The 12,431-nt window shown below is 61.7% G+C and carries 13 protein-coding genes; 10 read left to right on the forward strand and 3 right to left on the reverse strand.

Translation table 11 applies throughout. From position 1 onward, the window contains the following. Positions 1-8 precede the first annotated feature (8 nt). A complete protein-coding gene (locus J0I43_RS10485; RefSeq protein WP_292863065.1) occupies positions 9-632 on the reverse strand; it encodes a low molecular weight phosphatase family protein in 624 nt (207 codons plus the stop codon). 53 nt (positions 633-685) lie between these two features. Here J0I43_RS10485 and J0I43_RS10490 point away from each other — a divergent pair, with 53 nt between their 5' ends. The 10 genes from J0I43_RS10490 to J0I43_RS10535 all read left to right on the forward strand — a co-directional run bounded on the left by J0I43_RS10490 (position 686) and on the right by J0I43_RS10535 (position 8,910). Further along, positions 686-1,531, forward strand: a complete 846-nt coding sequence (locus tag J0I43_RS10490) for a CPBP family intramembrane glutamic endopeptidase (protein ID WP_292863069.1) — start codon at positions 686-688, stop codon at positions 1,529-1,531. 95 nt (positions 1,532-1,626) lie between these two features. Continuing rightward, entirely contained in the window at positions 1,627-1,902 is a 276-nt protein-coding gene (locus J0I43_RS10495; RefSeq protein WP_292863072.1) for a helix-turn-helix transcriptional regulator, read from the forward strand. Beyond that, complete coding sequence (locus J0I43_RS10500) at positions 1,899-2,156, forward strand: HipA N-terminal domain-containing protein (protein ID WP_292863075.1); 258 nt, start codon at positions 1,899-1,901, stop codon at positions 2,154-2,156. The genes J0I43_RS10495 and J0I43_RS10500 overlap by 4 nt, the downstream gene beginning before the upstream one ends. 235 nt (positions 2,157-2,391) lie before the next feature. Beyond that, positions 2,392-3,864, forward strand: coding sequence for a sugar transferase (locus J0I43_RS10505; RefSeq protein ID WP_292863262.1), 1,473 nt, complete (start codon positions 2,392-2,394; stop codon positions 3,862-3,864). Positions 3,865-3,932: 68 nt separating this feature from the next. Continuing rightward, entirely contained in the window at positions 3,933-4,511 is a 579-nt protein-coding gene (locus J0I43_RS10510) for an SIS domain-containing protein (protein WP_292863078.1), read from the forward strand. Then, positions 4,508-5,077, forward strand: coding sequence for an HAD-IIIA family hydrolase (locus J0I43_RS10515; protein ID WP_292863081.1), 570 nt, complete (start codon positions 4,508-4,510; stop codon positions 5,075-5,077). The genes J0I43_RS10510 and J0I43_RS10515 overlap by 4 nt, the downstream gene beginning before the upstream one ends. A 94-nt stretch (positions 5,078-5,171) precedes the next feature. Further along, entirely contained in the window at positions 5,172-6,116 is a 945-nt protein-coding gene (locus tag J0I43_RS10520; protein ID WP_292863084.1) for a GHMP kinase, read from the forward strand. Beyond that, positions 6,113-6,826: a sugar phosphate nucleotidyltransferase gene (locus J0I43_RS10525; protein WP_292863087.1), complete on the forward strand. Its 714-nt coding sequence runs from the start codon at positions 6,113-6,115 to the stop codon at positions 6,824-6,826. The genes J0I43_RS10520 and J0I43_RS10525 overlap by 4 nt, the downstream gene beginning before the upstream one ends. Before the next feature lie 25 nt (positions 6,827-6,851). Continuing rightward, positions 6,852-7,616 carry a WecB/TagA/CpsF family glycosyltransferase gene (locus tag J0I43_RS10530; protein WP_292863090.1) on the forward strand — a complete coding sequence of 255 codons (765 nt, stop codon included), beginning with the start codon at positions 6,852-6,854 and terminating at the stop codon, positions 7,614-7,616. A 277-nt stretch (positions 7,617-7,893) separates the two neighbouring features. Continuing rightward, a complete protein-coding gene (locus J0I43_RS10535; RefSeq protein ID WP_292863092.1) occupies positions 7,894-8,910 on the forward strand; it encodes an NAD-dependent epimerase/dehydratase family protein in 1,017 nt (338 codons plus the stop codon). 1,303 nt (positions 8,911-10,213) lie between these two features. Here the strand turns inward: J0I43_RS10535 and J0I43_RS10540 are convergent. Continuing rightward, on the reverse strand, positions 10,214-11,353 hold the full coding sequence (locus J0I43_RS10540) for a glycosyltransferase family 4 protein (RefSeq protein ID WP_292863095.1): 1,140 nt from the start codon (positions 11,351-11,353) through the stop codon (positions 10,214-10,216). A gap of 1 nt (position 11,354) precedes the next feature. After that, positions 11,355-12,203 carry a hypothetical protein gene (locus tag J0I43_RS10545; RefSeq protein WP_292863098.1) on the reverse strand — a complete coding sequence of 283 codons (849 nt, stop codon included), beginning with the start codon at positions 12,201-12,203 and terminating at the stop codon, positions 11,355-11,357. Positions 12,204-12,431: the final 228 nt, after the last annotated feature.

Consider the following 12,431-nt stretch of genomic DNA (forward strand, 5'->3'; position numbering starts at 1 on the left):
TCGAAGATTCACGAGAGCGCGATCCGCGCGATCCGCTCGGCCGCCGCGAGCCCCGCCGCCATCTCGTCCGCGGACCGCTCATACGTCGCCATCGAGCGCCCGTAGGGGTCGATGACGTCGTCGTCCTCGGGGGATGCCGGGGGCAGCACGAGCCCGCGTCGCCCGGCGACGACCGCGAGCGCCGCCGCGAAGCGCTCCCGCGCATCCGCACCGCCAGGCCCCGAAGACCCCGACCCCGAAGACCCCGACCCCGCCGCCGCACGCAGCTCCTCATCGCTCACATCCGCCGCGAGCCGTGCGAGCTCGCGCACGGTGAACGCCGTCCGCACGCGCGACGGGTCGAGCTCGACGACCTCGCGGCGGTGGTCGCGGGTCATGGCGAGCACGAGATCGGCCCCGGCGATGTGCGCGAGGGTGAGGTAGCGCGCCGCGTGCTCCGCCGAGAGAGACGCGGGGATGCCGCGGGCCGCAGCCAGCTCCTGCGCTTCGGGCGTCATGGGGGCGCCGTCCCGCGCACGGGTGCCGGCGCTCGAGACGGTGACGCCGAGATCGGCGAGCCGCGTCGCGAGGAGTTCGGCGGCGAGGGGCGACCGGCAGATGTTGCCGGTGCACACGGTGAGGATGTCGAGCACGGGGGCGTCCGGGGGAGTCGGTGGCGGGAGGGCGTGACCGGTAGTTTGGCCACGTGCCCGATCAGCATAGCGACAGCCCCCCGGCGCAGATCGCCCCCGCCGGGGCCGCCCTCGCGCCCGAAGCCGCGACCGCGACCGCCCCCGCGATCGACCCTGCAGCACCGGCCCACGAGAACCCCCGCAGGCGACGACACCGCCGCCGCACCGACTGGCGCCAGGGCGGCCGCACCGTGCGCCCGTGGAACGTGACCGTCCTCGCCGTCGCGCTCGTCGGCGTCGGCCTCGGCGTCGTCGGCGGCGGCCTCCTGGCGCGGGCGCCGCTGCCGTGGGCGCCGTTCGCCTCGACGCTCGTCCTGTGGGCCGGCATGCTCGCCGCGATCGTGTTCGCGTTCGTCCGGTCGCGCCCCGCCGGCTTGCTCCGCCCGAAGCCGATCGATCTGCTGTGGGGTGTCGGGCTGGGCCTCGCGCTGCGGCTGCTGCAGGGCTGGCTGAGCGGGGCGGATGCCACGGACTTCCCGGCCGCGCCGACGCTCGACGGTGCGCTGCCGCCCTCCTGGTGGCTGACCGAGGCGCTGCCCGCCGGTCTCATCGCGCCGATCGTGGAGGAGTTCTTCTTCCGCACCGTGGTGCTCGTCGTCGTGTTCCAGCTGCTGCGGCGCCCGGTCGGCTCGGTCGCGGCCGGGCTGACGGCGCTGCTCGTCTCGGCGGGAGGATTCGTGCTCCTGCACGGCGCCGCCGGCGCGCTGACGCTGACGGACGGCATCCAGCTGTTCGCCGTCGGCGGCACGTGTGCGCTGCTGGTGCTGCTGACCGGGCGCATCTGGGGCGCGGTGCTGACGCACGTCGTCTACAACGTGAGCTATCTGGCGCTGGTGGTCATCGGCACGACGCTCGCCTGAGCGCGGTCTGAATATTCCGACAATCGATTGTGTCCGAAAATCAAGACACGCTAGAACGTCTGAATATCGAGACAGACGCCGAGAGGAGAGCGGTCATGAGCGGCAAGACGATCGACGTCGACATCCGTCGTGCCTCAGACCTCGGGCCCGTCATCGCACGCGTCCGCGAGGATCGCGGCGCAAGCCAGGAGGAGTTGGCCGAAGGCCTCGGGTTCGCGCGGTCGTACCTCGCCGCGCTCGAATCCGGTCGGCCGGTCATTCAGCTGTCGCGGCTGTTCCAAGTCATGCGGCGCCTCGGCATCCGCGTGACGCTGTCGTTTGAGAAGTCGGACGATCCGTCCCGCTCCGACGCGCTCAGCCGCAGTCGATGACCGAGACGCTCGAGGTCTTTCTTGCCGGCCGCCGCGTCGGGAGTCTCACCGCGACGCGCAACCGTCGCGTCGTCGAGATGGAATGGGACGAGGGTGTGGATGCCGGCGGCATCCGCATCTCGGAGAGCTTCGCGGCCGTCCCCGGGCTCTCCCCCGATCGCACGCGGCTCTCGCTCCTTCTCGGCGGGTATCTGCCCGAGGGGACACAGCGATGTCACCAAAAGTTGGATGAGAGGTTTCTCATCCTCACCTAAGCTGTGAGTTCGTTGGGCGTCACGAGCGCGCAACATGACACACGCCCGACACATTCGGCTGATACGCTCCCCGAGCCGGGGGGCCCTGATGAAGTGACAGAAGGAGGATGCCGAAGTGTCGACCGATCTCCAGGTCGATGCGACGACGGAGTCGCCTCAAGAACCCCCCGCAACCGGCGCACCGGACCTCACCTCCGACGCTCGCGGGCCCGTTCCGGCCACCCCCCGCTCCACCATGCTCCCCCCACATCCCCCCATCGACGATTGGCGCCGTCGCTTCCAGCGCCGCCTCGTCCTTAGCGACCTCCTCGTGCTCGTCTGGGTGGTCTTCGGCACCCAGATCGCCTGGTTCGGCTTCGGCAACGCGCAGCTCTCTATCGCCGCGGATGCCCGGATCTCCGACGTCTCGTACTGGTTCTTCTCCTTCCTCCTCGTGTTGCTCTGGCTCGGCGCCCTGTCGTGGAGCGATTCGCGCAGCGTGCGGGTGCTCGGTGCGGGACCCACGGAATACCTGCGCGTCGTCGACGCGAGCCTGCGCCTGTTCGGCGCGATCGCGATCGTCGCCTTCCTGACGAAGATCGATGTCGCCCGCGGCTTCCTCCTCATCAGCCTGCCGATCGGCGTCTTCGTCCTCCTGTGGACGCGTTGGCTCTGGCGGCAGTGGCTCGTCATGAAGCGCAAGACCGGCACGTTCTCGGCCCGGGTGTTGCTGGTGGGCTCGGAGGCATCCGTCGCGCAGATCGCTCGGGAACTGCTCCGGATGCCGAGTGCCGGGTACCACGTCGTCGGGGCCTGCACGCCGTCGGGCAAGGTGGCTGATTTCGTGCCCGGCACGGCGATCCCCGTCATGGGGAGCGTCAACGCGATCGAGCGCGCGATGGAACAGACGGGTGCCGACACCGTCGCGGTGACGAGCACCGACGAGCTGCCGCCCGACAAGGTGAAGCAGATCTCGTGGAACCTGCAGGCCGGCCGGCAGCACCTCGTGCTCGCGCCGAGCATCGTCGACATCGCCGGCCCGCGCCTGCACACCCGCCCGGTCGCGGGGCTCCCCCTTATTCATGTGGAGACGCCTCGCTTCAGCAAGGGCCAGCTCTTCCTGAAGCGCTCGGTCGACCTGACGGCGACGGTCATCGGCGTGGTGCTGCTGAGCCCCGTGTTCGCGTTCCTGGCGATGAGCGTTCGCCTGTCGTCGCAGGGGCCCGTGCTCTTCCGTCAAGTGCGCATCGGCCGCGGTGGTCGCGAGTTCACGATGCTGAAGTTCCGCTCGATGGTGACGAACGCCGAAGAGTTGCTCGAGAACCTGCAGCGGGAGCGCGCCGAGCAGGGCAGCGACTCGGGCAACGAGGTCATGTTCAAGATGAAGAACGACCCGCGCGTGACGACGATCGGTCGCATCATGCGCAAGTACAGCCTCGACGAGCTGCCGCAGCTGTTCAACGTGCTCGGCGGATCGATGTCGCTCGTCGGTCCCCGCCCGCCCCTGCCGAGCGAGGTCGAGCAGTACGCGACGCACGTGCACCGCCGCTTCCTCGTGAAGCCCGGCATCACCGGACTCTGGCAGGTGAGCGGCCGGTCCACCCTGTCGTGGGAAGACACCGTGCGGCTCGACTTGTCGTACGTCGAAAACTGGTCGCTGGTCGGGGATATTGCGATCCTCGCGAAGACTGCTAAAGCGGCTGTAGCGCCCGGCGAGGGCGCGCACTAGAGAATACGGCCGACGTTCAGAGCGCGACCGGAACCTTTCAACATCCTAACTGACGGAGGAAATGCGCGATGAGAAGCGTAGAGGCGATTATCGGCGAGAGCGCCGCGGTGAAGCAGAGGATCTTGGCAGATACGGAACTGCTTGATCGCGTACGCTCCGCCGGAGATGCGATCGTCGACAGCTATCGGCGCGGAGGCCGACTTTTCACATGCGGCAATGGAGGAAGCGCGGCCGATGCTCAGCACTTCTCAGCAGAGATGACAGGTCATTTCACTCTCGAACGACCGCCTCTTGCCGCCGAAGCGTTGCATGCGAATACATCGCACATGACAGCGGTCGGAAACGACTACAGCTACGATGACGTCTTTGCCAGGGCGCTACAGGGCGGAGGGCGGCGTGGCGATGTATTGGCGGCGTTCACGACGTCGGGAAACTCTACCAACGTTATCCGGGCGACGGAGGTCGCGCGCGATATGGGCATCACCGTGGTCGGCTTTACGGGCGAATCAGGGGGTAGGTTGGCAGATCTCGCGGACATCCTTCTAAACGTTCCCTCCGATGACACGGGTCGCATCCAGGAATCGCATGTCGCTTTCCTTCATGCGATCTCAGAGCATGTTGAACACAAGATGTTCGGGAACAAATGACTTGCAGTGAAGGCCCGCAGGTGCCGTGGTGTCTCTTCCTCGACCGAGACGGCGTAATCAATCGTCGCATCGTTGGTGACTATGTAAGGTCGTGGGAGGACTTCGAGTTCGTCGAAGGCGCTGTGGAGGCGATCGCCAAGCTATCTGTGATTGCCCCGAAGATTGTCGTCATCACAAATCAGCAGGGTGTCGGCAAAGAACTCATGACGGCAGAAGATCTCGACATCATCCATGGCTTGATGACGTCTGCGATCGCCGAAGCGGGTGGTCGTGTGGATGCAATATTGTCGTGCACGCATCTCGCTGCGTCAAAGTGCGATTGCCGGAAACCGTCGCCGGGGCTCGCGATTCAGTGGCTTAGCCAGAATCTCGAGGTGGATCCCTCCATGTCCGTCATGGCTGGCGATTCGGATAGCGACATAGTGATGGCACGAAACTTGGCATCCGCAGTCGGAGGATGCGAAGCGGTCGCCATAGGCAAGGACATCGGCGTCGATGCCGACTTCTCCTATGACTCGCTGGAAATGATGGCGAGCGATCTAGCCTGGGCATCAGGGAGGGTTTGAGTTGGATATCGTTCGTGGGCGGGCGCCATTGCGTCTTGGCCTGGCTGGGGGCGGCACCGATGTTTCGCCCTATTCAGAGCTATACGGCGGGCGGGTGCTCAACGCGACTATCGGCCGTTACGCGTACGCCACCGTTACACCGCTGAAGAAGGGCTCGATCGAGTTCCACTCGCCCGATCGAGAGATGACTAACGCGGTAGATACGAGCGACTTGGATGTCTTGAGCTCAGATTATCGGCTTCATGTCGCTGTGCTGAAGAGGATGGGAACGCAGTTCGGCGGCGGCGAGATACCTTCGATACGACTTTCAACACAGGTAGATGCACCGCCCGGCTCGGGGCTCGGATCCTCGTCAACTCTCGTTGTCGCAATGACGGTGGCGCTCGCTGAGTACTTCGGGGTTTCGCTGGGGGCCTATGAGACAGCGCGGTTGGCATGGGAGATCGAACGCACAGAAGCTGGGCTTGAGGGCGGTTGGCAGGATCAATATGCAGCTACGTTCGGTGGCGTGAACTACATCGAATCCAGACAGGATGGGCGCATGATCGTGAATCCGCTCCGTGTCCGCCCTGAGGTTCTCGCAGAGTTGGAAGCGTCGCTATTGCTCTACTTCGGTGGCGTTTCGCGTAGTAGCGCAGCGGTGATTTCGGAGCAGAGGTCTCGAGTAGAGTCCGGCGATGTGAACGCAATCGAGGCGACGCACGCGATTCGGCGCGAGGCTGAAACTATGAAGGACCATCTCGTACGTGGCGATATCGAGGGAATTGCGACAAGCCTTCGCGAAGGCTGGGAGCAGAAGAAGAAGATCGCGTCGCGAGTGGGAACCCCCGAAATCGCGAGAGCTTACGAGGTGGCTGAAGCACACGGGATGCGTGCAGGAAAGGTCTCTGGGGCCGGAGGCGGCGGATTCATGATGCTCATAGTCGACCCGGAGCGTCGGCTCGAAGTAGCCCGCGCGCTGCAGGAAGAATGCGGTGGAAGCGTATCGGAGGCGCATTTCGTGCAAACCGGCGCCGCGGCGTGGAGGACTCAGCGATGACTCAAGTTGCAGTGCTCGCTGGCGGCCTGGGTACTCGCATTCGCTCTGCTTTGCCGCCCGGCACGCCTAAGGCGATGGCTCCCGTCAACGGGGTTCCCTTTCTGGAGATCCTATTGCGACGCCTACAAACCGCCGGCGCAAGCGAATTCATTATGCTGCTCGGCTACGAGGCGAAACAGATTGCATCACATTTTGGCGACGACTTTAGGGGCGTACCGATTGGGTATAGCGTCGAAACCTCGCCTCTCGGAACGGGCGGCGCGGTTTCTGCTGCGTTGCCGATGTTGGATCACCAGTTTGCCATCGTCAACGGCGACACTTTCGTAGATTTTTCGCTCGACGCACTGATGGCGACGCTTGATAAGTCGGACTTAGGGATGACGCTCGTCGAGGTGCCGAATGTGGCGCGATTTGGGAGCGTCGAGGTAGAGGAAGACATTGTGGTAAAGCTCCGCGAGAAGGGCAACGGGGGTGCAGGGCTCATCAACGCGGGAGCTTACGCTGTACGGCGTCGGCTTCTTGAAGGTCGATCGGCAGGGCCCTGGTCGTTTGAGAAGGACATTCTGGAGAAGTTGCTCGACGAAGTGGCTCCTCGATTTGTTGTAAGCGCGCCGCCCTTCTTTGACATTGGGGTACCGGACGACTATGCGCTCGCATGCGAATATTTCAATAAGCCCAAGTCGTTATTAATCGGAGGTACGCGTGACTAGGGATGATATCTCGAACGACCAACGAATGGATGGCATGGCGCCACGCATTGAGTTGGGCTTGCTAAGTGCGTCGCCGCTCTCCTTCAGCGAAATCATCGCTGGAATCGATGCGATTGTTGAACGCGGGCAAGGCGCAGAGCTTATTACCCCTGTCAACGCAACCATGCTGCACGTGGCTCATGACCAACCAGTGCTGGTGGAGGCAGTGAGGCGCGCGTCGCTCGCTCCCTGCGATGGATGGCCTATCGTGGCGATCGCCCGGCGCGTCGCGAGAGACCGTGGAATTGAGCGCGTCACCGGCGCCGATCTTCTACCGAAGATCGTGATGGAACGTGATTACCGAGTGTTGTTGGTGGGAGGCGCGCGCGATGCGGCGCTGCTGGCGGCTGCTGAACTGAAGAAACGCGGCGCTCGCGCCGAACTATTGCCGTCTGAAACTGTTCCGCCGGAGGAGTACTCCGACCCTGAGCGACGGAAGCAATTGGTTGCACGCATAACGCAGTCTGGGGCCGACATAATATTCTTGGGGCTTGGGATTCCGAAGCAAGAAGTGCTCGCGCTTCAGTGTCTTGAAGTGGCGCAAAAGGGCGTCTACGTGTGCTGCGGTGCGGCAATCGACTTTGTTGCAGGATTTCAGTCACGCGCCCCGGGATGGGTTCGGGGCCTCAAGTTGGAGTGGTTATGGAGGATTGCTTCTAATCCCCGCCGACTCGCTGGCAGGTACATTTCAGCTGTTCCGGAACTTGTTCGAGTGTCCCGTCGGGCACGAGTGCTCGACGGCGGAGCCTGAGTTCTCAGTGTCTACTCCCCGGAGACAAGTTCTGAGCCACGCGAGTTTGTTTCGCGGATCGCAACCGTGTCAGTCTTGAGTAGCGGAATGATCGCTCCGAACAGTACGAGGGACCATCTTTGCCCGACTGCGACCCGCGCATGCACACCGGACTGACTTCGACCCGGTCGGGTACGGAGTCCACCTGTTATGCGAGAGCTTCATGCCGTATAGTCCGACAATCGACATATACACCGTTCCCACCTCACTTGGTCTCCCCTTTTCTCACTGGAGTACTATGTCTCGTTTTGTGGTAACCGGTCACGCGGGCTTCATCGGATTTCATGTGGCTAGGCAGTTGTTGGAACACGGCCATGAGGTATTGGGCGTGGACGCGATCACCGACTATTACGATCCATCGCTAAAACGATCGCGTCTTCAGTCGCTCCGCCACTTCGATAAGCTCGTCGGGGAAGAGTTCGAATTGGAGGACGCTGACCGGTTGCTGCGCAGTATCACAAACTTTGAGCCAGATGTTATTATTCATTTGGCGGCGCAAGCCGGCGTCCGGTATAGCCTCGAGGCTCCGTTCGCGTACATTCAAGCTAATCTTGTGGGTACATTCAATCTTCTCGAGGCTGCGCGGATTTCTAAACCGAAGCATCTATTGCTAGCATCATCCTCTTCCATTTACGGCGGCAATCAGTCGTTGCCTTGGTCGGAAACGGACAGGACCGACTCGCCGATGTCACTCTACGCTGCGACCAAGAAGGGCACAGAGGATCTCGCGCACTCGTACTCAAGTCTGTGGGGTATTCCAACGACCGCGTTCCGTTTTTTCACTGTCTACGGGCCGATGGGTCGTCCAGACATGGCACTTTATAAGTTCGTGAAGGCAGCATTTGACGGCGACGCGATTGATGTATATGGCCACGGAAAAATGCGTCGCGATTTCACATACATTGACGATCTGGTCCGCGCCATAGTAGCTCTGATCAACACCCCGCCGGTAAAGAATAGCCCTGTAGGTACTGCTGACTCACTGAGCCCCGTGGCTCCATATCGATCAGTGAATCTAGGTGGGGGCGTTCCAGTCGAGCTGATGAGCTTTATCGAGTCGGTAGAACAAGCCACGGGCAGGACGCTCAAGAAGAATATGCTGCCTATGCAGATGGGGGACGTGCTCGAGACGTACTCTGAGACGACTTTGCTCCGGGAGTTGATCGGCGAGATACCACGCACCCCGGTGACAACTGGCGTAGTCTCCTTCGTTGACTGGTATAAGTCCTACTTTCATATCGATTCGACAACGTGATCTGAGATTCGGCAATGTCAGACGCAGTGGTGGTTGCTTTCGCGCTAATGCTCGTGGTATCGATAGCGGGCGATGGAAGACTCGCGTTGGTGTGTTCGATATTGTGCCTCGCTTTCGTGCCCGTAAACTATAGGATCACACCCGCCGTTCTATTCTTCGCCATGTGGGCTATTGTCGGCATGTTTCCACATCGCGGGCGCGATTCTTGGCGGGCGCCAACTGTTGCACCTGCCGCATTCCCTCGGGCGCCGGGCATCATCTTTATTGCGCTGCTCCTCCTCCTGTGGTCAACGGTTAGCGCCGACTCGGAAGCGTCGTGGCAGTGGGTCGTCATAGCCATCTTCTGTGTCGTAGTGCCGTTCGCGTCCGAGCTCTCGCGTCGTAAGCCGACATGGGCTACTACGGCGGTAGTTCTTGCTGTAGTTGCAGTGGCCGCAGCGATTTTCGCCGTGCTGGAATCAACGGTCGGGTTCAATCCCTGGCGAGCAGTGTATTCGAGCTCGGTGCTCGCGCGAGAGTGGTCGGTCACACGAGTCATCGTTGGATTTGGGCACCCTCTTGTTGTCATGGTGTTCGCGGTGACGGTCGGATCCATGTCGGTGGCGCGTTGGGTTCGACTTCGACGTCCGATCTGGATATTGCCCGCCGCCGCATGCGTGATCCTGCTGTGGCTTTCCGTTACGCGAAGTGGGCTGGGGGCTCTTGCCGTCGGCGTTGCGGTTGGCCTTCTACCGGCCGCGTTCTCCCTGCGATCAAAGAGTAGGAAGCTCGCAGTTGGCGCGATCACGGTCGGAACTATCGCGGTGTATCTGGTTGCGAACTCGGCTCTATTTGAAACTCGCTCCACCAGCATTGACGGAACATCATCGCTCGACTATCGACTAGAGACCTACGGTCCGATACTCCAGGCAATTGCGGATCACTGGCTATTAGGTGTTGGGCCCGGCGCCGGGCAATCCTCGATGATGTTGACTTCAACACCCAACATCGAGAGTTCAGCGCTGCAATTGGCCCTCGGCCTTGGCCTCCCGCTATTCGTGGTCGTCTGTTGCTGCGCGGTCTGGCTTGTGGTTACAGGACTACGCCGCGGTCATGTCGAGGCATCAGCAGGGCTAGTGGCGTACTTGGTGGCGATGTCGACTTGGAACGCACTAGACACAAACCCGGCTCTCATGGTCCTACTTGGCTTGCTAATCCTGGGATGTCGAGAGGTGCCCCAGGTATCCCAGGTTAACGGGGAGGATCGCGGGCAATCAGTTCCCGACTTCTCACAGAACTCGGAGGTCGACCGGGGTTCTGGACTTCATGCGCCAGCAACACCGCGGGGTCCGGCGGCCGCGTTCGTGCCCACCTCGTTTCGCTCTAGAGCGTCGACGTAGCGCCTAGCCTGCGTCGCAGGGTCGTACTCATCGCGCGCTCGCGCGAAACCTCCACGCGATAGCGTTTCACGAAGCTCGCTGCTCTCTCGTAGAGCAAGCAGCGACGTCAGTGCCGAGGACGACGAATTCTGCTCAAACTTGAGTCCGCTGATCCCGTGCTGAACAAACTCCGCTGCTCCGCCGGCATCAACAACCACTACCGGAAGACCGCTTGCTTGCGCTTCCGCCAAGGTGCGACCACTCGGCTCCCGATCACTCACAAACAGCAAGGCATCCAGCCCGTCGAACACGAGTTCCTTGGGGACTTTTCCTTCAAACGAGACGCGGCTACCTAGGTCGGCCGCCGACGCCACGATCTTCTCCGCGTATCCGTCCGCTGCATAGCTTGATGAACCACGTATCACCAGCTGCAGGTCCGCCGGAGCGCTTCGCATGACCTCGATAGCAAACTCAACGCGCTTCTCAGGGTCGATTCGTCCAACGACCCCAATAGTCCGGAACTGGTCGAATCGAAACCCGGGGAGCCGCTCACTCACCGCGACTGGCCTATACACAACCTCTGTCGGCAACGCGCGCTCGAGTTGTGACGCGGCGAACCTGCTGACGGCTATCGCAGCGTCAAACCTGGCTGCTGCGAGTCGTATCGAGACGAACATCCGTTGTTCTGGACGAGGACAGTCGTGCACGTCGATGACTAGACGAACTCCCCTGCGCCGCAAGACGCCTCGCAGGAGCGCAAGTGGGGGGACGACAATCAGATCGAACGCCACAGCATGTGAGTTGGAAGGCAATCTCAGCGCTGCCCAAAAGAATGTCGCCATCGACCTAAGGCGTCCGCCTCCGCGCACGACACGCACATTCTCGTTCACCTCGCTCCGCCACAGCTCTGCGAGGCCTTCGGACGCTGATACAAGAGAAATGTCAGCTAGGTTCTGCCGTTGAATCTCACTCGCGAGAGCCAGGAGGCTGTTCTCACCTCCCCACACTGCTCGCGCCGAGGATAGAAAGACCATCTTCTTGCTAGTTGGCATAGAGCCACCTTCAACCTTTCGGGGATCGTCCATCTCAGGATGATTCGACATCTTGTTCTGGTGGACCAGCTCTTGTCGCCCTCATGACCATTGCAAGAGAGAGGACTCCAGCCACTGTTTGCGCGAGCGCGAATCCCAGAATCGCGCCAACTGCCGATCCCGATATCTGGCCAACGCCGACCGCAACAGTCAGTGATGTCAGCGCAATCAGGGGGAAGGGCCATGAGATGCCGTGCATTAGTAGGATGCGAGATCCGAGTATGTTCAAGCCCAGCGAAGGAAGTGCAGTCAGGAGAATTGGTGCCCAAGAGAGACCGGTAATCAAGTCATCGTCCAACCCCAACTTGTCGGCACCGAAGTAGGCCGCAACAGTCGCGGTTGCCAGAACCGCTGCTACTATCGCCCCGCTGCGCGCGGTCCTAAGCATGAGCAGCACTACGGTCTTCGAATATTGGCGAGCATCAGCCGATTCGCGAATGTGCTTGGGAACTGCTGCCACGGCTGGGAGGACAACGGCGCTTGACATGACTTGGTTTGCGCCTGAGTAGAGTCTGATGGCCATGTCGCCAGAAGAAATAGCTCCCAGCCCGGCGCTCGCAAGTGCGGCTCTTACATAGATTGGAAGCAACTGCGAAATCGACACTGAGCCGATTTGATTCAGTAGTGTGACGATCTTCGGAAACTCCATGCGGCCTGTCGCGGGGGCAGCGTGCTCAACGCCCTTGAACAAGTACCAGGTCCTCAAGGCCTCGCCCGCGACGATAACCAGCGCAATAACCGTTATCTCCGTTGTTAGAAGGACTGCCAATATTGCGGGCAGACCCTTAAAAGCCTGGCTTATCAAGACTCGTGGTATGCGGCCATTCGCGACGAGCGTGCCCACAATGGGCGCCGAGGCGCAAGAGATCGGGGCGGCAAGGGCAATCGGTAAGAGGGACGTGAGGAGCGTGACTGTTAGGTCGGTCCGCCCCGAGGATAGTCCATAGACGAGGCTGAGTGCCGGATAGAGGGCGGCCGTGCCAATCGCACCAAATGAGGCACTTCGTAGGATCGCGGCAACCATGGCGCTGCGAGCGGGAGTTAGTCCCGCGCCGATTAGGTTAATCGCGCG

Origin of the sequence: Microbacterium sp., from assembly GCF_017305435.1 — a bacterium.
In the GTDB taxonomy this organism is placed as follows: domain Bacteria; phylum Actinomycetota; class Actinomycetes; order Actinomycetales; family Microbacteriaceae; genus Microbacterium.

Bases quoted from the DNA above. Each gene is read 5' to 3' on its own strand.
- J0I43_RS10515 (WP_292863081.1), top strand. From the start codon at position 4,508: ATGACTTGCAGTGAAGGCCCGCAGGTGCCGTGGTGTCTCTTCCTCGAC.
- J0I43_RS10525 (WP_292863087.1), top strand. From the start codon at position 6,113: ATGACTCAAGTTGCAGTGCTCGCTGGCGGCCTGGGTACTCGCATTCGC.
- J0I43_RS10500 (WP_292863075.1), top strand. From the start codon at position 1,899: ATGACCGAGACGCTCGAGGTCTTTCTTGCCGGCCGCCGCGTCGGGAGT.
- J0I43_RS10510 (WP_292863078.1), top strand. From the start codon at position 3,933: ATGAGAAGCGTAGAGGCGATTATCGGCGAGAGCGCCGCGGTGAAGCAG.
- J0I43_RS10540 (WP_292863095.1), bottom strand. From the start codon at position 11,353: ATGGACGATCCCCGAAAGGTTGAAGGTGGCTCTATGCCAACTAGCAAG.
- J0I43_RS10530 (WP_292863090.1), top strand. From the start codon at position 6,852: ATGGATGGCATGGCGCCACGCATTGAGTTGGGCTTGCTAAGTGCGTCG.
- J0I43_RS10535 (WP_292863092.1), top strand. From the start codon at position 7,894: ATGTCTCGTTTTGTGGTAACCGGTCACGCGGGCTTCATCGGATTTCAT.
- J0I43_RS10495 (WP_292863072.1), top strand. From the start codon at position 1,627: ATGAGCGGCAAGACGATCGACGTCGACATCCGTCGTGCCTCAGACCTC.
- J0I43_RS10505 (WP_292863262.1), top strand. From the start codon at position 2,392: ATGCTCCCCCCACATCCCCCCATCGACGATTGGCGCCGTCGCTTCCAG.